The sequence below is a fragment of the Paenibacillus rhizophilus genome (assembly GCF_003854965.1).
In the GTDB taxonomy this organism is placed as follows: Bacteria; Bacillota; Bacilli; order Paenibacillales; family Paenibacillaceae; genus Paenibacillus_AQ; species Paenibacillus_AQ rhizophilus.
Genome location: NZ_RQPI01000003.1, coordinates 267,622 through 287,335 on the forward strand (window position 1 = coordinate 267,622; position 19,714 = coordinate 287,335).

Annotated in this window: 14 protein-coding genes and 1 pseudogene; 14 read left to right on the forward strand and 1 reads right to left on the reverse strand. The window is 47.0% G+C overall.

Annotation, left to right across the window (positions count from 1 at the left end; genetic code table 11):
• Positions 1 to 126 precede the first annotated feature (126 nt).
• From EH198_RS08455 to rlmN, 10 genes and pseudogenes are all read left to right on the forward strand, one after another.
• A complete protein-coding gene (locus EH198_RS08455; protein WP_025336140.1) occupies positions 127 to 1,704 on the forward strand; it encodes a PTS transporter subunit EIIC in 1,578 nt (525 codons plus the stop codon).
• 75 nt (positions 1,705 to 1,779) lie between these two features.
• Positions 1,780 to 3,108: a 6-phospho-alpha-glucosidase gene (locus EH198_RS08460; RefSeq protein WP_025336139.1), complete on the forward strand. Its 1,329-nt coding sequence runs from the start codon at positions 1,780 to 1,782 to the stop codon at positions 3,106 to 3,108.
• A gap of 186 nt (positions 3,109 to 3,294) precedes the next feature.
• Positions 3,295 to 4,422 carry an ROK family transcriptional regulator gene (locus tag EH198_RS08465; protein ID WP_185702809.1) on the forward strand — a complete coding sequence of 376 codons (1,128 nt, stop codon included), beginning with the start codon at positions 3,295 to 3,297 and terminating at the stop codon, positions 4,420 to 4,422.
• A 319-nt stretch (positions 4,423 to 4,741) separates the two neighbouring features.
• Complete coding sequence (locus EH198_RS08470; RefSeq protein WP_025336137.1) at positions 4,742 to 5,791, forward strand: NAD(P)-dependent alcohol dehydrogenase; 1,050 nt, start codon at positions 4,742 to 4,744, stop codon at positions 5,789 to 5,791.
• 24 nt (positions 5,792 to 5,815) lie between these two features.
• Positions 5,816 to 6,583, forward strand: a complete 768-nt coding sequence (locus tag EH198_RS08475) for a MurR/RpiR family transcriptional regulator (RefSeq protein ID WP_025336136.1) — start codon at positions 5,816 to 5,818, stop codon at positions 6,581 to 6,583.
• A gap of 159 nt (positions 6,584 to 6,742) precedes the next feature.
• Entirely contained in the window at positions 6,743 to 7,258 is a 516-nt protein-coding gene (locus EH198_RS08480) for a PTS sugar transporter subunit IIA (RefSeq protein ID WP_025336135.1), read from the forward strand.
• A 129-nt stretch (positions 7,259 to 7,387) separates the two neighbouring features.
• Positions 7,388 to 8,401, forward strand: a complete 1,014-nt coding sequence (locus tag EH198_RS08485; RefSeq protein WP_124695105.1) for a zinc-dependent alcohol dehydrogenase family protein — start codon at positions 7,388 to 7,390, stop codon at positions 8,399 to 8,401.
• A 36-nt stretch (positions 8,402 to 8,437) separates the two neighbouring features.
• A pseudogene (locus EH198_RS25100) lies at positions 8,438 to 8,518 on the forward strand (helix-turn-helix domain-containing protein); the annotation flags it as partial.
• Positions 8,519 to 8,700: 182 nt separating this feature from the next.
• Positions 8,701 to 11,076, forward strand: coding sequence for a YcdB/YcdC domain-containing protein (locus EH198_RS08495; RefSeq protein WP_124695106.1), 2,376 nt, complete (start codon positions 8,701 to 8,703; stop codon positions 11,074 to 11,076).
• A gap of 306 nt (positions 11,077 to 11,382) precedes the next feature.
• Positions 11,383 to 12,450 carry a dual-specificity RNA methyltransferase RlmN gene (rlmN, locus tag EH198_RS08500; RefSeq protein ID WP_124695107.1) on the forward strand — a complete coding sequence of 356 codons (1,068 nt, stop codon included), beginning with the start codon at positions 11,383 to 11,385 and terminating at the stop codon, positions 12,448 to 12,450.
• A gap of 176 nt (positions 12,451 to 12,626) precedes the next feature.
• Here rlmN and EH198_RS08505 read toward each other — a convergent pair whose 3' ends face one another.
• The gene (locus EH198_RS08505; protein WP_185702810.1) at positions 12,627 to 13,457 is read right to left on the reverse strand and encodes a TerC family protein; all 831 of its coding nucleotides are present in this window, start codon (positions 13,455 to 13,457) and stop codon (positions 12,627 to 12,629) included.
• 770 nt (positions 13,458 to 14,227) lie between these two features.
• On the opposite strand from EH198_RS08505, the gene nifB reads away from it, so the two are divergent.
• The 4 genes from nifB (at position 14,228) to nifK (ending at position 19,641) form a co-directional block, all read left to right on the forward strand.
• Positions 14,228 to 15,604 carry a nitrogenase cofactor biosynthesis protein NifB gene (gene nifB / locus EH198_RS08510; protein ID WP_124695108.1) on the forward strand — a complete coding sequence of 459 codons (1,377 nt, stop codon included), beginning with the start codon at positions 14,228 to 14,230 and terminating at the stop codon, positions 15,602 to 15,604.
• A gap of 6 nt (positions 15,605 to 15,610) precedes the next feature.
• The gene (gene nifH / locus EH198_RS08515) at positions 15,611 to 16,489 is read left to right on the forward strand and encodes a nitrogenase iron protein (RefSeq protein WP_124695109.1); all 879 of its coding nucleotides are present in this window, start codon (positions 15,611 to 15,613) and stop codon (positions 16,487 to 16,489) included.
• Positions 16,490 to 16,630: 141 nt separating this feature from the next.
• Positions 16,631 to 18,088, forward strand: a complete 1,458-nt coding sequence (gene nifD / locus EH198_RS08520; RefSeq protein ID WP_124695110.1) for a nitrogenase molybdenum-iron protein alpha chain — start codon at positions 16,631 to 16,633, stop codon at positions 18,086 to 18,088.
• The gene (nifK, locus tag EH198_RS08525) at positions 18,085 to 19,641 is read left to right on the forward strand and encodes a nitrogenase molybdenum-iron protein subunit beta (protein ID WP_124695111.1); all 1,557 of its coding nucleotides are present in this window, start codon (positions 18,085 to 18,087) and stop codon (positions 19,639 to 19,641) included. The genes nifD and nifK overlap by 4 nt, the downstream gene beginning before the upstream one ends.
• The last annotated feature ends 73 nt before the right edge of the window (positions 19,642 to 19,714 follow it).

Genomic DNA, 19,714 nt, shown 5'->3' on the forward strand with positions numbered 1-19,714 from the left:
GATGGAACCTGTTTTTTAATGCCGTTTTTGTATTTAAACGGGGAAAAATATTTGTTAGAGTGTAAAACGTAAACAATAAACCGCTTACAAAAAAGCGGAATTGAAAATGATGAGGGGGGGCTTTTGATGAAGGATAAGGTTGTAAACGGTATGCAGATTTTTGCAAGAGCGATTGTTGTTCCGGTTTTGTTTTTGCCGATCGTCGGGATAATATTGGCAATCACTTCCATCCTGGGCAATCCGACAATTGTTGGCGAAGGCAGTTCTTTAATCAATGTCGGCAAGTTTCTGGCCAGCGGGGTTTGGCCTATTTTAACCAACTTGGGAATTGTCTTCTGCGTAGGCATCGCGATGGGAATAGCAAAAGAAAAGAAAGCGGAAGCGGCGCTTATAGCTCTATTGTCATACTTGACATTTCTGGGTGCTAACAACGAGTGGCTTAAGTTAACGGGAAAATTAATCAAATATACAAATCCCTCTGAATTGCAGGGAACCGGGCAAACGATCGTATTAGGCTTTCAAATCATTGATATGGGTGTTTTCCTTGGAATGATCCTCGGGGTCGTCGTAGCGCTTGTCCATAACAAGTTTTGCAATAAAGAGTTGCCGGGAGCGATTTCATTGTATGGCAACACCAAGCTGGTATATATCGTTTTAGTTCCGATTTTAACCGTACTGGCTGTTGTATTCAGTTATGTTTGGCCATTTGCTGCCAGCGGTATTCGGGCAACAGCGAATTTCATTAATTTCTCAGGTTCGATAGGCGTGTTTATATACGGATTTTTAAACAGATTTCTCATACCTACAGGATTACACCATCTCGTATATTCACCATTCCTCTATTCTAACATGGGTGGCGAATTGACCATAAACGGGCAAACGTATTTGGGCGCTTACAATATATTCTTGGCGCAGATAACAGATCCGTCTGTCAAGCTGTTTGACCCATCCGCGAAGTTCTTGCAATACGGTATGGTTAAAGTTTTCGGCTTGGTAGGAGCGGCTCTGGCCTTTTATAAAACAGCGAAACCAGAAAAAAAGAAAACGTTAAAAGCCCTCTTAATACCAGCGGTAGCAACTTCATTTTTGGTCGGCATAACTGAACCTATCGAATTTACATTCTTGTTTGTGGCGCCGTTTCTATGGGTAGTTCACTCGGCTTTGGACGGCATATTTGAGGTTATTTCAGTACTCTTGGGGGTTAGAGCTTTTGGAGCAGGCGGACTCATAGAATTCCTGACTTTTAATTTGCCTGCAGGAATCGGCAGAACAAGATGGCCTATCTTTGTTGGCATAGGACTTGTTGAGCTCGCGACATATTACGCTGTATTCACCTTTTTAATTAAAAAGTTTAACCTCAAGACTCCGGGCCGGGAAGATGATGAGGTGAAATTGTTCACCAAAAAAGATTACAAAGAGAAAATTAACCAAAAATCCGCCGTGGCAGCCACAGGCGCAGACAAAGATACCGATTTAGCTGCGGCTATAGTGGAAGCCCTCGGAGGCAAGGGAAATATTGAAACCGTTGACAACTGCTTCTCTCGATTGAGGATCAAGGTAACGGATGCCGGTATCGTTGATGAACTGGGTTTAAAAGGTACAGGAGCAGCAGGCGTTGTTAAAAACGGCGAAAATATTCAAGTCGTCTATGGGCCTAAAGTCAATGGGGTCAGAAATGCCGTTGATAAATATCTTGCAGGTTAAGCGTTTGCCAATCAAAGAGGTATTAAATTTATTCATTAAATTTAATATACAAAAAAGTGGAGAGAGGGACGAATCATGAGTAAAAAGTTTACGGTAACAATCGCGGGCGGAGGAAGCACATTTACGCCGGGTATCGTCTTAATGCTGTTGGATAATCTGGATAAATTCCCTATTGGAAAACTAAAGTTCTATGATAACGATAAGGAAAGACAAGATATCATAGCCGGAGCATGTGAGGTTATTTTAAAAGAACAAGCGCCGGACATTGAATTTGTCGCGACCGTGGAACCGGAAGAAGCCTTCACAGGTATCGATTTTGTTATGGCTCATATCCGGGTCGGCAAGTACGCCATGCGCGAATTGGATGAGAAAATTCCTTTGAAATACGGTGTGCTGGGTCAAGAAACCTGCGGCCCCGGTGGAATTGCTTATGGAATGAGATCCATTGGCGGAGTCATTGAAATCCTTGACTACATGGAAAAATACTCGCCCAATGCATGGATGCTCAATTACTCGAACCCGGCGTCAATCGTTGCCGAAGCGACCCGCAGTTTGAGACCGGATTCCAGGATTTTGAACATTTGCGATATGCCGATCGGTATTGAAGCGCGGATGGCTGAGATTTCAGGATTAGAGTCCAGAAAAGATATGACCGTCCGTTATTATGGACTGAATCATTTTGGCTGGTGGACGGATGTTCGCGATAAAGACGGAAATGATTTAATGCCGAAAATCAAAGAGCATGTCGCAAAACATGGATATGTTGTTTCGGTTGGTGACAGCCAGCATACGGAAGCAAGCTGGAACGATACCTTCGCTAAAGCCAAAGATGTGTATGCTGTGGACCCTGACACATTTCCTAACACCTATCTGAAGTACTATTTATTCCCGGATGATGTTGTTCAGCATTCTAACATAGAATATACACGAGCAAATGAAGTCATGGATGGAAGAGAAAAGTTTGTATTTGGCGAAGCCAGAAAAATTATCGAACAGCAATCTACAGAAGGCTCCGGATTGCATATTGATGAACATGCATCTTATATTGTCGACCTTGCAAGAGCCATTGCCTTTAATACGAAAGAAAGAATGCTGATGATTGTCGAGAATAACGGGGCAATTGCCAATTTTGACCCTACGGCAATGGTTGAGATTCCTTGTCTTCTTGGCAGCAATGGACCGGAACCGCTGGCTATGGGTAAGATTCCGCAATTCCAAAAAGGGCTTATGGAGCAGCAAGTTTCTGCAGAAAAATTAGTGGTCGAAGCCTGGATCGAAAAATCCTATCAAAAGCTGTGGCAAGCGATCACTCTTTCTAAAACAGTTCCTAGCGCATTCGTCGCGAAACAGATTTTGGATGATCTGATCGAGGCCAACAAAGACTTCTGGCCTGAATTGAAATAAAGGCAGGTATAATTTTCTACAAAACGATGGAGTCTGGTCAAAAGCAGTTTCAAATCTGCTTTTGATCGGCTCTTTTTTTACGCGCCTAGCCAAACTACACATTGAAATAACTTTACAAATCAATTATCATACATACATTAATAAAACACTTTTAAAATGTGTAAAAATAAAAAAAATGGAGCGGAAATGATATACGAAAAAACAAATAATATGGAAGTAAAAAGGATAAACCGAAACCGTATCTTTCGGCTAATTTATAAGAATGAGAAGCTTTCCATGCATGAAATTGCTTCTTGTCTTGGCATGAGTCTGCCAACCGTTGGACAGAATTTGAAGATATTGCAGAGCGAGGGCCTTATTACGGAGAATGGCGTCTTTGAATCCACGGGCGGAAGAAAAGCAAAGGCCATTTCCTGTATCAAAGACGCTAAACTTGCCGTGGGATTGGACATTACAAATAATCACCTTAGTCTGGTGCTGGTTAATTTAAGCGGAGAAATTGTAAAGAGCACTCGTGTGGCTAAGATCTTTGAAAATTCGCAAGACTATATAAAAGAGATCGGGGAATTGGTCAGTGGATTTATCGAAACTTCCAATATTGATAAATCTAAAGTTTTAGGAGTCGGTATAGCAGTCCCCGGGATTTTATCCGATGATAAACAAACGGTGGTATATTCCCATGCGCTCGGCTTAGCGGATCGCAACGGGCCCGATTTTACCAAAAACATTTCTTATCCAAGTGTTCTAAGCAACGATGCGAATGCAGCCGGATTTGCAGAACTGTGGAATACGGAAGCAGTAAAAAATGCAGTCTATCTGTCGCTTAGTAACACCGTTGGCGGCTCTATTCTTCTAGATAACAGGCTTTATCCCGGGGATAACCAGCGCAGCAGCGAGTTTGGACATATGACGCTTGAGCTGAACGGAAGGACTTGTTATTGCGGAAAGCGGGGATGTCTGGATGCCTACTGTTCCGCCTCCGTTTTATCAAACGGTACGGACGAAGGCCTGTATGATTTTTTTGATCTGCTGAAAAAAGGCGGTAAAAAGCAGGAGAAAATGTGGAAGGAATATCTAAGCTATCTTGCCGTTGCGGTTAACAATTTAAGGATGCTGTTTGACTGCGACGTGATTTTGGGTGGATATATCGGTGCTTATATTGAAGAATATGTGGATGAGTTAAGACTCCTTGCGGCAGAAGGCAATACCTTTGAGCCGGATGGCAGCTATTTAAAGGTGTGCCGGAATAAAAGGGAAGCGGCGGCCGTGGGAGTGGCTCTACTGCATATTGAGCGATTTTTAAGTCAGGTTTAAGGTTAATTCAACAACGATTTTACAAAGGAAATCGACCTCCGGTTGGTTTCTTTTTTATTCATTGACATTTCGCTAAACCTGGAATACTATCTTATTAAGATATTTTTATAAAAGTTATTACATAAAGTCGCAAGGAAAGAACAGCTTCATCTTCACTTTGACATGAAAGCGCACACAACTAGTTATTGCCTTTTAACGGCGGTTATGATTGCCACGGTACTTTTGCATCCAGGATCGCGCAGCTATCTGGTATCGCAGCCCGCTGTTGAGGATATGATCACACCAAATAAAGCGAGAAACTGAAAGGAGACTAGGAAAAATGGAAGGTAAAATGAAAGTGGCGGTTATGAATGGTATTGGCAAGATGGGGTTTATCGAGAGGGAGATACCCAAAGTTGCGGACAATGAGGTGCTGGTGAAGCTTGAATATGTGGGCATCTGCGGCTCCGATTTGCACTACTACGAAACCGGCCGAATCGGAGATTACATTGTGAAGCCCCCGTTTGTCCTCGGCCATGAACCGGGCGGGACAGTGGTGGAAATTGGTAAGAATGTCACCAATCTCAATGTAGGCGACAAAGTTGCGCTGGAGCCGGGAAAAACCTGCGGACACTGCGAATTCTGCAAGACAGGTCAATATAACCTTTGCCCTGATGTGGTGTTTTTTGCCACCCCGCCGGTTGATGGCGTTTTTCAGGAGTATGTCGCGCATGAGGCTGATCTTTGCTTCAAACTGCCTGACAATGTCAGCACTTTGGAGGGTGCACTGATTGAGCCGCTTGCTGTGGGTTTTCATGCGGCAAATCAGGGCGGCGCGCATGCCGGTCAGTCCGCTGTGATCATGGGTGCAGGCTGTATAGGTTTGGTCACCTTACTTGCTTTAAAGGCAATGGGTCTTACTGAAATCTATGTAGTGGACATTATGCCAAACCGATTGGAGAAGGCTAAGGAACTGGGAGCTGCGGCAGTCATTAACGGTAAAGAAAAAGATGTTGTGAAAGAAGTTATGGAGTTGACCGGCGGCACGGGCTGCGATCTTGTATTTGAAACAACAGGTGCGGAAATTATAGCCCAACAAGCCGTATTCATCTCTAAGAAAGGTGCAAGCATCGTATTCATAGGTTATAGTAATAGCGGATCAGTCAATTTACCACTCAGTCTTGCGATGGATAAGGAACTTACTTTTAAGACTGTGTTCCGATACAGACATATCTATCCCATGGCGATTCAGGCAGTCGCTAGCGGCAAGGTTAACCTAAAGGGAATTATCACACACGTCTTCGATCTGGATGATGTTCAGAACGCCATGGACTCAAGCATCAGAAATAAAACGGAAATTGTGAAAGCAGTTATTAAAATTGAAAAATAAACAATTTATGTAGGTGACAACGATATGGGTTTAGATATCAGCAAGCTGGTAGACAAGTATCAGTTGAATCAAACGGAAGAAAAAATATTAGTATATATCATCGACAATATAGAGAATGTGAAAGAAATAGGGGTAAGAGGCATCGCAAAGGAATTTTATACATCTACAACGACAATAATGAATTTAGCAAAAAAAATGGGTCATTCCGGCTTTCTGGATATGTATTATCATCTTAATTTTACATTGAAGGATAAAAAGTCTCAATTTTCCGGCGGAAAAAATAATCAATTCTACGGTGTTGATCTGGAACAATTATTATCATTAATAGATCATCATAAAATAGAAGAGTTTGTAAACTTGTTGCTGGAAAACAGAAATGAAATTATTTACACTTGGGGAGGAGGCTTCTCCGCACCTATTACGGAATATATAACCAGAAAATTAATCGTTCTTGGATTTATATGTATCTATTCCGAACCCATTGAAAGCTATGATGTAAACCCTATTCAGGCAAAATTGTTTATCAATGTTTCCAAATCCGGAGAAACGGATTCTTTGCTGAGAATGTCGCATTCGGCAAAGAAAAATGGAATTAAAATTATTTCATTTACCGGAGACTCAGAAAATTCTTTATCCAAACTAGCGGATATAAATTTAAAAATAGTTGATATGAATGCGATGGATGACCGTAATAAGTTAGCCTCTTCTTTCTATGCGAATGTGCTGATGTTATTTGAGTTTTTGATTGGTGAATATTTGGAGAAAATAAAGGAAGACGCTATTAAAAATTGACATAATGAGAACAACATACTCTTATTTTGGAAACGTGTTACTTTTCTAAAGTACACGTTTTTTTGCACTGTGAAAATGTTTACACAAGTAAACGCTTTAATATAATATCGGTGTATAGAATAAAGAAGCTTCACTATAAATCATTTGGAGGTAATTCTCATGTTTAATAAAATTAAAGCGCTTATATTTCAAGATAAACCGGAACAGCAGCAGGAAGATGGCTTTATTGTTCCTCTTTCCGGGGAAATTATCGATTTGAGCCACGTGCCGGACGAAGCATTTTCTCAGCGGATGATGGGGGACGGATTTGCTATTCAGCCTGAGAATGGAGAAGTCTTCTCACCAGTGGATGGAGTCGTTACGACAGTGGTTCCCAGCAAGCATGCTTTTTCCATTAAAAGCAATTCCGGGATTGAATTTTTAATCCATTTTGGCGTGGATACGGTTAAGCTAAAAGGAGAAGGCTTTGATGTTTATGTAAAGGAAGGAAGCGTAGTTAAAGCGGGTGACTTGATCTTAAAGGTTAACCTCGAACAAATCAAGGACAAAGTGCCGTCTGTTGCTGTTTCGGTTATTTTTATCGAACTGAACGGAAAGAGCTTCAGTTTCAAGACCGGTAAAGCAGCAGCAAAGGAAAAAGACGCTGTTACTATACAATATGAGGACATGCAATGAAGATCGAACATATTGCACTGTGGAGTGCAACCGCTAACAATAAATAGACCAATCAGATTGAATAGTTTGTATCTGTTGAATTGGTAAGGCCTAAGCAAAAATCAGTTTAATAACTGGGAGTTGGTAATCATGAGGGCAGCGGTATTCAAAGGAAAGCATCAAATGGAAGTGTTAGATTGGAAAACGAAGGATCTCGAACCGTATGAGGTGCGAATTCGGGTCGAAAGTTGCGGCATTTGTGGTACGGATCAGCATATTTATCATGGTCACCCCGGATCTGCGGCGGTCAACCCGCCAATCGTGCTCGGCCATGAACTGGCAGGCGAAGTGATAGAGTTGGGGTCTAGGGTTCCGAACTTGAAGCTAGGAGACAGAGTATCGATAGATCCGAATATTTATTGCGGCGAATGTGAATATTGTCGGAGCGGCCGGCCTCACTTGTGCGATCACCTTCAAGCAATCGGCGTGACGCGAGACGGCGGCATGGCGGAATATTGCATTGTTCCTGCGGTAAACGCTTATCGTATCCCGAACGAGATGAGCTATGTAGAAGGCGCGATGGTAGAGCCTGTCGGTTGCGTCTTGCACGGATTGAAGAAAATCGATGTTCGCCCGGTTCATACGGTACTCATTATCGGTGGCGGTTTCATCGGCCAATTGTTCCTCCAGCTTGTAAAAAAACAAGGAGCGGCAAAAATTATTGTCAGCGAACCTGCGGTGGAGAAACACGAGCGGCTTCTTGAACTGGGGGCGAACGAGGTCGTGCAGCCAACGAGTCCAGAAACAGTACAAGATTTGATGAATATTGCAGATGTCGTAATCGAATGCGTGGGACGTAAAGAATCGATGGAGCTTGCAATCAAAGCAGCTCGAAAAGGAGGTCAAATCCTTCTGTTCGGTGTACCCTCGCCAGACACTCTGATTAATGTTTCGCCGTTTACCATTTTTTCAAAGGAACTAAGCATAAAGGGATCCTTTATTAATCCTTTCACACATGAGGAAGCGATTTCTTTCATTCGGCAAAACATAATACGGATTGAGCCATTAATCAGCCATTATTTCGCACTAGATGACATTCCGGAAGTGATGGGGAAATATCCGCAAATGAATGTAGCTAAGGGTGTAGTCACTCATTCTACATAATCTGCGATGCCACAAGCATCCAATCGTTTGATTTTGGTTCGAAACCTCATTTCCAACGTTATGCATAAATTGAATGTAAGAGGCCGTTCGAAAGCGGTTGTCGAGCTGAAGATATAGCGGAGCCTGCGAATATGCGTTAAGCCTTCTTTTGACCTGATGGGCGAAAGGAGGTTTTTTGTTGCTTCTCCTGCCAATGGCGGGTGGAACGAGGCTTTTCTGTTTTGATAGGACATTTCATATGGAAAATAAATGAAAATCTCTTTATAATTAGAAAGAATTGAGAAAAGGAGGATGAGATTTTGAAGAAAAAGCATAAACGTACGCCGGGATTCACGGCCAAAACCGCATTAACCGGAATGGTGACGTTTTCTCTAGTGATGCCGGCAGGATTTGCCGGAGCGGCTTCTTCTTCCGCTGCCGCCGTTGCCCAGCCTGCTTCTTCCAACGTGGCTGCCGAAAAATCCCAAAGCGCCGCGGCGTCTGCGCAGACGAATGAAGCGGATCCTACCAAGGTCAAGTTCACGAAAGAGCAGGCGCTCTCTAAGCTGAAGACGCTGTTCCCCATTTTGGTGGAGGCCGAAGTATCGAATGTGGAACTGGGTATTAACAATATGTATCCCGCGCCGTCCAATCAAATGATATGGAACATTCAGTGGAATTATCGGCAGGGCAACAACGGATACGGCTTTAACAGCCAGGTGGATGCCGTCAACGGAGATTTGATCAGTACATATCTCTATTTTCCGGACCGGCAGCAGAACGAGAGTTATTATCCGCCCGAAATCACTAGGGAACAGGCGCTTGAGAAAGCCAAGGCGTTTATCGCGAAGGCGGCACCTTCTCTGTCTGTGAACGATTTGCAGCTGCAGGACAATGTTGATTATATAGGTAATCCAGCACTTTTTGGCCCCGTGCAGTACGGCTTTAGTTTTACGGTGTTAAGAAATGGCATTCCCTCTCCGCTTGAAAATGTCTCCGTGGCCATCGCAGCGGACGGCAGTGTAAGGCAATTCAACAAATCGCCGGAGCATTGGAGTTATCCGTCGGCAGCCGCCTCGGTCCAGCAGGCCACAGCGGAGAAGACATTCAGCGACCAGTTTGACGTGGAGCTGGCTTACATCCCCATCTACAAGAATGGGGGCGCCAACAGCTGGATTCTGGGCTGGCGGCCGACCGAGCGGGCGCTGTATGCCATCGATGCCCTGACAGGCAAACGTTTGGATGCATCCGGCGCAGAAACGACGGTTACATCCGCCGTCTACAGCGATGTGCCGCAGGCGGCCAATCGTTTTGTCCCCAGAAGCGGTACCACGGAATTGTCAAGCGATGAGGCGGCCAAACGTGTAAAACAGGTTGTCTCCATTCCGGCGGCAAGAAAGCTGGTATCCAGTTCGCTGGGTGACGATTACTCCGATAAAGGCCGTAAGATCTGGAGATTGAACTGGCTGGACAACGAATCCCTTCGAACCGGGTTCCCCTCCCAATCCTCCGCCGAGGTGGACGCCGTTACGGGGCAGATTCTGAGTTACAACGAAAATCGGTATCCTCCCGAAGTCGGTGCTTCGGAGACAGCTAAATCGAAAGGAACCAAGTTAACGAAGGAGCAGGCCCGGAAAAAAGCGATCGGACTGATTAACCTCCTCTATCCGGATGCTTCCGCCAACCTGAAGCTGGTTGAGCGGGGGGACAACACACTGAACGGGGGCACGGGGTTCAGCTTTCAATTCCTTCGCTTCTACAAAGGCATTCCTGTAAGTGACGGCGGTCTGACGATTGGTCTGGATAATACCGGAACACTGCAGTCTTATTTCTTCCCCCGGACATCGGACCTGGAGAAAGCCGGGATTGACTCATCGGCGGTGAAGCTTACGAAAGAAGAGGCGCGGGCTCAAAGTTTCGACCGTTACAAGGTGAAGCTTCAATATGGCAGCTTCGGAGGATATACCCCTGCAGGCTTTATCGACCAGAAGATCAAGCTTGTCTATTCGCCGGTACTGGGTGATCAGGCAAATGTGCCGGAAGCTCTGGATGCCGTTACAGGAAAATGGACCACGCAGTTCCAGGTGCCCGGCAAATCAAAGAAAGAGTCCGACGCTTCCGATATCCAGGGGAATCCGGCCGAGCAGGCGCTGTCGACATTGGTGAAATACAGCATCCTGACCCCGGATAAGGACGGGAAGGTCTATCCCGATGCCGAGATCACGGCCGGTGACTGGCTGAGCTGGATTGCAAAGGCGGTTACGCCTTATTATCCTAATATGTATAACGGAGCCGAACGCAAACCGGTCGCCGGCGTAAGCCCGGACAGCCCTTATTATGACGCGGTCTCCTTCGCCGTGCAGAACCGGTGGATTGATACGGGGAGCACGTTCCAGGCTGATGCCAAGCTGACCCGCGAAGGGCTCGCCGTGCTGCTGACCTCGATCGTCAAATACAACAAGATTTCCGCGTATTTGCAGGCCGATCCGGTCATCAACCAATTTGGAGATGCCGCCTCGATCAGCCGCAAGGGCGAAGTGGCGGTTGTCGTTAAGCTCGGTCTGCTTCAGGCCGAGAACGGCAAGTTCAATCCGGAAGGGACCGTAACCAAAGCCCAAGCTGCTGCGGTATTGTTGAAGCTGGTAGAGCTCCAGGGCAAGACGGACCAGCCCATCGGCCAATCGCTGTACTATTAAAATTTACTATTAAAATGTACGCTTAATAAAGCAGGCTAAAGCTGCAGGCCGTTTGGCGGAGAGATTATTCCTTCGCTGAACGGCTTTTTTTCAAAATATAAGACTTATAAGCTTCGCGCCTATCGTTTTGGTCTTATATTTCTACGAGAAACGTACTTGCGTCTTAAAAAGACGCTGTCAGGCGTTTCTTCTTGATTTATCCCTCTTGTTTTAATTAAAAAAATTTGGGACAATAATATACGATTGCCATTTGGCAGCTTTAGTTGAATGACAGGCTGGAGACAGCCTTGAAAAGAGGATAAATAAATGAACAAGATTTCCATTTACGGTTTAACCTTTGAACAACTGGCGGCCTGGCTGCTGGAACGCGGACACCGCAAATACCGGGCGCTGCAGGTCTGGGATTGGCTGTACGTGAAGCGGGTAACGGATTTTTTCGAAATGAGCGATGTTCACCCCGAGGCTTTGAGCCTGCTGAATGAGTATTTTGCAATCCGCACTTTGTCCGAACACGTGAAGCAGGAATCGATGGACGGTACGGTAAAGTTCCTGTTCCGGCTGCCGGACGGAAATTTGATCGAAACGGTATTGATGCGGCAAAAATATGGACTGGCCGTATGCGTAACGACCCAGGTCGGCTGCAACATCGGGTGCAGCTTCTGCGCGAGCGGGCTTTTGTCCAAGAGCCGGGACTTGTCTTCCGGAGAGATTGTGGAGCAGATCATGCAAGTCCAGCTGCATCTGGACCGGGCCGGGAAAGGTGAAGCGGTGAGCCATATTGTCGTTATGGGCATCGGGGAGCCGTTCGACAACTTCGGGAATATGGTGGATTTTCTGCTGATTATCAAAAATCAGAAGGGGCTGAACATCGCCGGACGCCGTATCACCGTCTCGACCAGCGGCCTTGCGGACAAAATCATAGAATTTGCGGACCTAAATCTTCAAGTGAATCTGGCCATTTCCTTGCATGCGCCGAACGATGAGCTCCGCACCCGCATCATGAAGATCAATCGCGCGATTCCAATCGAGAAGCTGATGGGCGCGATAGACTACTATTTGGAGAAGACGAAGCGGAGAACGACGCTGGAGTATATTTTGCTGCGGGACGTGAACGACCAAAAGGAACATGCTCTGGAGCTTGCCGAATTGATCGGCGAACGGAAATCGCTCATCAACGTGAATCTGATTCCTTATAATCCGGTGGATGAGCACAGCCAATATCAGCGCAGTGACCGGGAGACAGTCCGGGCCTTCTTCGATACGTTGAAAAAGCAGGGAATAAGCGTCAGCACCCGTCTGGAGCAGGGATCGGATATTGATGCAGCCTGCGGCCAATTGCGAAGCAAGCAGATCAAGGAGTCGGCGCTGGGTTAACAATACCATCCGGCCTCTCTGATTGCCGGGATGTGTTACACATACACTACATGTAATTAACATAAATATGCCATGAGAATAACACCTTGCCAAATGAGGTTCTTTCTAAGACAAACAGCCCGCTCGCGCATAATCGCGCAGACGGGCTGTTTTTGTCGTATTAATTAGGAAGCTTCCTATTTTCCAAGCTGCTTATCCAGTTCTCCGACGGGATTTTCTCCCTTATTTTCTTCAATAGTATGCTTGCTCAAGAACCAGCCGATGGCGGCGATGAGTACGAGCACGATATAGAATGTCGCTTTCCACCAGGTGCTGTGCGCGAAATGCTCAGACAGCACGCCCAGCGAAGGATGCGCAAGCGTGATGACGGCCAGCTTGACGCCGACCCAGCCGACGATAATGAAGGCTGCAACTTCAAGTCCCGGACGGGAATGGAGTAGCTTGACGAAGAACGAAGCGGCGAAGCGCATGATAACGAGTCCGATAAAGCCCCCGGCAAAAATGACGAGGAACACGCCTCCGTCGAGTCCGCCGATTGCGGGAAGACCGCTTGGCGGAAGTGCGACGGCCAGAGCGACTGCGGCAAGAATCGAGTCGACGGCAAAAGCGATGTCCGCGAGCTCCACCTTGAAGACGGTCAGCCAGAAACCGGCTTTCTTTTTGTCCACGCCTTCATTCGTGCCGCTTTCCGAAGCTTCTTCCGTAACCGGCTTTTTGGAAGCGACGATTTTGCGGATGATGTGGTTGGCTGCAATGAACAGCAGATAAATAGCGCCGATTGCCTGCACCTGCCAGATGTCTACAAGGAACGAAATGACGAACAGCGAGCCGAACCTGAAGATGAATGCCCCGAACAGCCCGTAAAAGAGCGCCTTTTTCCTCGTTTCCTCGGGAAGGTGTTTCACCATGATTGCCAGAACCAGCGCATTATCCGCGGCGAGCAGCCCTTCCAGCCCCACTAGCACAAGCAATACCCAGCCGTACTCCAATAATAACCCCAAATCCATTGTTGTTACCTCCTGTGTTTATAATGACCTAAAACTATATAAAAAAGACCTTTACCAAACAGATCCGACTCAAAAAGAGTCTCAATCTGAATGGTAAAGGTCTCGCTAACAATAAAATATTGCCAATAAAGCCGGAGAACCATATCAACGCTCTCGTACTGACGACTTTATTTAACAGCTACTCCCCTTTACGGGATATTCACTTTTCTCGTTTCTTCCTAAAAAGATCATATAGTAGTTGAAAAGCATTGTCAACAGAGTGAAGTTCAAGGTCGCTTTCTACTATATAAAGTTCAAAGACTGCTAGATCGGTGGTTCGTTTGCCTTGGTAAGAGGGAAGCTGAGGAGAATCTTTGTGTAAAGCCGCTGTAAAAGGAAATCAAAATGACATTGATTTTCAATGAAAATAGGTTATGAAAACGGAACCATGAAACATATGTGTTATATATGCTGACATTTGATTTGACGAAACTGTAAACACCAGACTATACCGGGTTTTTTCGTGGTTGCGCTAATTGACGATATAGGGGATTGAAAATATGATGAGTGTACAGCAAAGCTTTTCAAGAAAGGTTGGAGTCAGGTTAACTGACACGTCGGATATAGGTTATATAACATTTAACCTATTTGTATCTTACCCAAGGAAGTCGGGTCCGAAACACCTGAGGAGCTGACGCTCCGCAAAACTGGACGCATGCTTCCGACGCGAGAATGAAGTGGAGCATGCGCAAGGAGTACAACTCCTCATTACATTAAGGAGGTGGGAAAAAATGAAGCCGCAGCCGACGTCGTGTTTATCAAATGCAGCAGAGGACGACATCAGTCGCCACCCTTGCTACAGCGAGGAAGCCCATCGGTTTTTCGCCAGGATGCATATCCCGGTCGCTCCCGCCTGCAACATCCAATGCAATTACTGCAACCGCAAATTCGACTGCGTGAACGAAAGCAGACCAGGGGTTGTCAGTGAGGTGCTGACTCCGGAACAAGCGGAGCGGAAAGTAAAAGGTGTGGCGGCACAATTGATGCAGCTATCGGTGGTCGGCATAGCCGGTCCCGGAGATCCGCTAGCCAACGCGGATAAGACGTTCGATACGTTTGCCAGAGTCAGAAAGCATGTCCCTGATGTGATGCTTTGCCTCAGCACCAACGGACTTACGCTTTACCGGCACATTGATCGGATTGTAGAACTTGGCATCAATCATGTGACCATTACGATTAATGCGATCGACCCTGATGTAGGCAAAGAGATTTATCCTTGGGTGTTCGATGAAGGAGTAAGGTACGAAGGAAGAGAAGCCGCCGCTCTGCTGATCAGCCGCCAGCTTCAAGGCGTGGAGGCATTGGCTAAGCAAGGTATTCTCGTCAAAGTCAACTCGATAATGATCCCGGGGGTCAACGATCAGCATCTGGTTGAAGTATCAAAGAAAGTCAAAGAACTCGGTGCGACGCTTCACAACGTAACGCCGCTGATTATCGCCCCGGGTAGCCAGTATGAGAAAGACGGTCGCAAAGCTCCCCGTCCAAGGGAATTGAACCAGCTGCAGGAGCAGCTGAGCGAGGGCGGAACCAAACTTATGCGCCACTGCCGCCAATGCCGTGCAGACGCAGTGGGACTGCTCGGCCAGGACCGGAACCAGGATTTCCAATTGGAAACGATGGAAGCCGATCCTGTAATCGACCTCGACGCAAGAGAACAATTCCAGCAGGAGCTTGACACCAAAATCCGTCAGCGTGTTATCTCGAAGCAGAATCGTCGGAACATACTTGACGAGAATAAGAAGACTAGAGTCGCGGTTGCTTCCAGAGGCGGAGACAAGGTCAACCAGCATTTCGGACATGCGACGGAATTTATGATTTTCGATACGGACGGCGCCGAAGTGGAATTCATCGGTATCCGGAAGATTCAGGCCTACTGCCACGGCACAGCCGATTGCAACGGAGATAAAGGCGAAACGCTTCAAGAGATCACCTCAATCCTCAGCGATTGTCGTATTCTTCTCAGCTCCGGTATCGGCGACGCGCCCCGCGCGGCGTTGAACAAAGCAGGCGTGCTGCCTCTGGTCCGCAAAGGCGGAATACAGGAAGCCATTCTTGAAAGTGTGAAATACGGTTCTTATTTTGAAAATATTAATATATCGAAGGGATGATTAATCATGAGTAAGAAACCAAGACAAATCGCATTTTACGGTAAAGGCGGTATCGGTAAATCCACGACTTCCCAGAACACTTTGGCTCAGCTGGCAACGACTTTCGGTCAAAAAATCATGATCGTAGGTTGTGACCCTAAAGCTGACTCCACTCGTCTGATCCTGAACACGAAAGCTCAACAAACAGTGCTTCACATGGCCGCTGAATTGGGTTCGGTCGAAGACCTCGAACTGGAAGACGTAGTAGCAACTGGCTTTGGCGACATCCTCTGCGTTGAGTCCGGCGGTCCGGAACCAGGCGTAGGCTGTGCAGGCCGCGGTATCATCACTTCCATCAACTTCCTGGAAGAGCAAGGCGCTTATGACGGTATGGACTTCATCTCTTACGACGTACTCGGTGACGTTGTGTGCGGCGGTTTCGCAATGCCTATCCGCGAGAACAAAGCCCAAGAGATTTACATCGTCTGTTCCGGCGAAATGATGGCTATGTACGCAGCCAACAACATCGCACGCGGTATTCTGAAATATGCTCAAAGCGGCAGCGTTCGTCTGGGCGGCCTGATCTGTAACTCCCGTAACACCGACCGTGAAGACGAGCTGATCATGGAACTTGCACGTCGCTTGAACACGCAAATGATCCACTTCGTACCTCGCGACAACGTTGTACAACATGCCGAGCTGAGAAGAATGACGGTTACTCAGTACAACCCTGAGCACAACCAAGCCAACGAATACAAGCAACTGGCTGACAAAATCCTGCACAACGAAATGCTGAACATTCCGACTCCGATCGAAATGGACGAACTGGAACAACTGCTGATCGATTTCGGTGTGGTGGAAGACGAAGAAACAGCCATCAAAAAGCTGGAAGCTGCTGGTCACTAATAATAAAGCGAACGAGCTTCGCGTAACAATAGAAATTGTCCGGTGAATGGAGTGGAGAGACGATCATTCACCGGATGGAATTAAAAGATCAAATGCCACGCAGGAGGCAAAGTCCTGCATATGAAAAAGGAGGCTCAACGAATGGGACTGGATATTGAGGCGAACAAAAAGTTAGTTGAGGATATACTGGAAGCCTATCCCGATAAAGCGAAAAAAGACCGTAAAAAACACTTTCAGATTAACACGGAAGAAACCAAGGAATCCTGCAGTTGCTCCCTGAAATCGAACATTAAATCCCGTCCGGGCGTAATGACGCCGCGCGGTTGCTCCTATGCCGGTTCCAAAGGCGTGGTATGGGGACCAATTAAGGATATGGTTCACATCTCCCACGGCCCGGTTGGCTGCGGACAATACAGCTGGGGTACTCGTCGTAACTATGCGAACGGTACGCTTGGTATCGACAACTTCACTGCAATGCAAATCACAAGTGATTTCCAAGAGACTGATATCGTCTTCGGCGGCGACAAGAAGCTGGAAATCATCTGCCGCGAGATCAAGGAAATGTTCCCGTTGGCTAAAGGTATCTCTGTTCAATCCGAATGTCCGGTTGGTCTGATCGGCGACGATATTGAAGCAGTATCGAAGAAAATGACCAAAGAACTGGAAATGCCAATCGTTCCTGTCCGTTGCGAAGGTTTCCGCGGCGTCAGCCAATCGCTTGGTCACCATATCGCGAACGATGCCATCCGCGACTTTGTAATGGGTAAAGCGGATCTGGCTGAAACGGGTCCTTACGATGTAAATATCATCGGTGACTATAACATCGGCGGCGACGCTTGGGCTTCCCGTATCCTGTTGGAAGAAATGGGTCTGCGCGTAATCGCTCAATGGTCCGGCGACGGCACACTGAACGAGTTGGAAATCGCTCATAAAGCGAAGATGAACCTGATTCACTGCCACCGTTCCATGAACTACATGGTTGATCATATGGAAAAAGCTTACGGTATTCCGTGGATGGAGTACAACTTCTTCGGACCGTCGAAAACTTACGAGAGCCTGCGCGCGATCGCTGCCAAGTTCGACGCAACGATCCAAGAAAACTGCGAGAAGGTTATCGCCAAATACAAGCCGCAAATGGATGCCATCATCGGCAAATACAGACCGCGTCTGGAAGGCAAGAAAGTTATGCTCCTGATCGGCGGCCTGCGTTCCCGTCATACAATTGGCGCTTACGAAGATCTGGGCATGGAAATCGTTGCTACCGGCTACGAATTTGCTCATAAAGACGACTATGAAAGAACCTTCCCTGATATGCAGACAGGATCGATCATCATGGACGATCCGACAGCTTATGAGTTGGAAGAACTTGCTCAAAAAATGAACATCGACCTTATGGGATCGGGTGTTAAGGAAAAATACGTATACCACAAAATGGGTATTCCGTTCCGTCAAATGCACTCCTGGGATTACAGCGGTCCGTACCATGGCTTCGACGGCTTCAAGATTTTTGCCAAGGACATGGATATGACTGTGAACAACCCGGTTTGGAATTTGTTTGATAAGAAAGAAAAAGTACAGCCAGAGGGGGCGAGCGTATGAGTAAGGAAAAATTAAACATTCCGGACTACAACACCTTGTTTACGGAAGAACGCTATGTACAACAGCGGGAAAACAAGAAACAATTTGAAGCGCCTTGCACTGAGCAGGAAACAGCAGAAGCGCTCGCTTACTCCCAATCTGCGGAGTATATGGAAAAGAACTTCGAACGTAAAGCGGTCGTTATCAATCCTCACAAAGCTTGCCAACCGCTCGGATCGGTTATGGCAGCACTCGGATTCGAAAAAACACTGCCGTTCGTACACGGATCGCAAGGCTGTAACTCTTACTTCCGCAGCCATTTAAGCCGTCACTTTAAAGAACCTACGCCAGCCGTTTCTTCCTCGATGACTGAGGATGCAGCCGTATTCGGTGGCATGAGCAACATGATCGACGGTCTGGAGAACGCCGTTGCTCTGTACAAACCGGAGATGGTAGCCGTATGTACCACTTGTATGGCGGAAGTTATCGGTGACGATCTGACGGCCTTTATCGGCAATGCTCGTCAAAAAGGCGCAATCGCCGAAGATTTCCCTGTTACGTATGCCAACACGCCTAGCTTCATCGGCTCGCATATTACTGGGTATGACGCAATGATCAAGAACATTCTGAACCAGCTGTTTGACCGTTCCGGCCTGACTGCCGCACCGGGTACTGGCGAAGAAGGCGAGAAGCTGAACGTACTGCTCGGATTCGAGCCTTACACAGGCAACTTTGCTGAAATCCGCAAAATCCTGAACGCTTTCGATACGAAGTACACAATTCTCGGCGATCACAGCGGCAACTACGATTCCCCGGCTACTGGCGAATATGAGTACTACTATGGCGGAACAAAGCTTGCCGATGTTCCGAAAGCCGCTAACGCGCTGGGTTCGCTCGTACTGCAAAAATACACGCTGAAGAAGACTCAAGAATATATCAGCGGAACCTGGAAACAACAAGTTTCCTCATTGTCCACTCCGCTCGGCGTAAAAGCGACTGATAAGCTGCTCGAAGCCATCAGCGAGCTGACTGGCCTACCGGTTCCGGCATCGCTCACCGAAGAGCGCGGACGCGTGGTTGATGCTTACGCTGACAGCCATCCTTACCTGCATGGCAAACGTGTTGCGCTTGTCGGCGACCCTGACCTGCTGCTTGGACTTATCGGATTCTGCCTTGAAGTCGGCATTGAGCCGGTACACATTCTGTGCTCGAACGGCGATGTGGAATTCGACGGCAAGAAGTGGAAGCTTGAAGTTGAAGAACTGCTGGCATCCAGCCCTTACGGTTCCGAAGCAACTGTCTATGTGGGCAAAGACCTCTGGCACCTGCGTTCGCTGCTGCTGAACGATCCGGTTGACCTGGCTATCGGCAGCTCGCATGTGAAATTTGCCGCCAAAGACGCCGGCATTCCACTGGTTCGTGTAGGCTTCCCGATCTTTGACCGTCATCATATGCATCGCAATCCGATTATCGGCTACCAAGGAGCGCTGAATCTGCTGACCTTGATTGTCAACATTGTCCTGGAACAACTGGACACAAACAATTCCGGTTTCAACTACGATTTGGTTCGCTAATCAATAGGTAAAAAAGGGAGCAGATTTATCTTGGATAAATCTGCTCCCTCATCCTATTTTACAGTGGAATTAT

Bases quoted from the DNA above. Each gene is read 5' to 3' on its own strand.
- rlmN (WP_124695107.1), top strand. From the start codon at position 11,383: ATGAACAAGATTTCCATTTACGGTTTAACCTTTGAACAACTGGCGGCC.
- EH198_RS08455 (WP_025336140.1), top strand. From the start codon at position 127: ATGAAGGATAAGGTTGTAAACGGTATGCAGATTTTTGCAAGAGCGATT.
- nifH (WP_124695109.1), top strand. From the start codon at position 15,611: ATGAGTAAGAAACCAAGACAAATCGCATTTTACGGTAAAGGCGGTATC.
- EH198_RS08470 (WP_025336137.1), top strand. From the start codon at position 4,742: ATGGAAGGTAAAATGAAAGTGGCGGTTATGAATGGTATTGGCAAGATG.
- EH198_RS08475 (WP_025336136.1), top strand. From the start codon at position 5,816: ATGGGTTTAGATATCAGCAAGCTGGTAGACAAGTATCAGTTGAATCAA.
- EH198_RS08480 (WP_025336135.1), top strand. From the start codon at position 6,743: ATGTTTAATAAAATTAAAGCGCTTATATTTCAAGATAAACCGGAACAG.
- EH198_RS08460 (WP_025336139.1), top strand. From the start codon at position 1,780: ATGAGTAAAAAGTTTACGGTAACAATCGCGGGCGGAGGAAGCACATTT.
- EH198_RS08485 (WP_124695105.1), top strand. From the start codon at position 7,388: ATGAGGGCAGCGGTATTCAAAGGAAAGCATCAAATGGAAGTGTTAGAT.
- EH198_RS08505 (WP_185702810.1), bottom strand. From the start codon at position 13,457: ATGGATTTGGGGTTATTATTGGAGTACGGCTGGGTATTGCTTGTGCTA.
- nifK (WP_124695111.1), top strand. From the start codon at position 18,085: ATGAGTAAGGAAAAATTAAACATTCCGGACTACAACACCTTGTTTACG.
- nifD (WP_124695110.1), top strand. From the start codon at position 16,631: ATGGGACTGGATATTGAGGCGAACAAAAAGTTAGTTGAGGATATACTG.
- nifB (WP_124695108.1), top strand. From the start codon at position 14,228: ATGAAGCCGCAGCCGACGTCGTGTTTATCAAATGCAGCAGAGGACGAC.
- EH198_RS08465 (WP_185702809.1), top strand. From the start codon at position 3,295: ATGATATACGAAAAAACAAATAATATGGAAGTAAAAAGGATAAACCGA.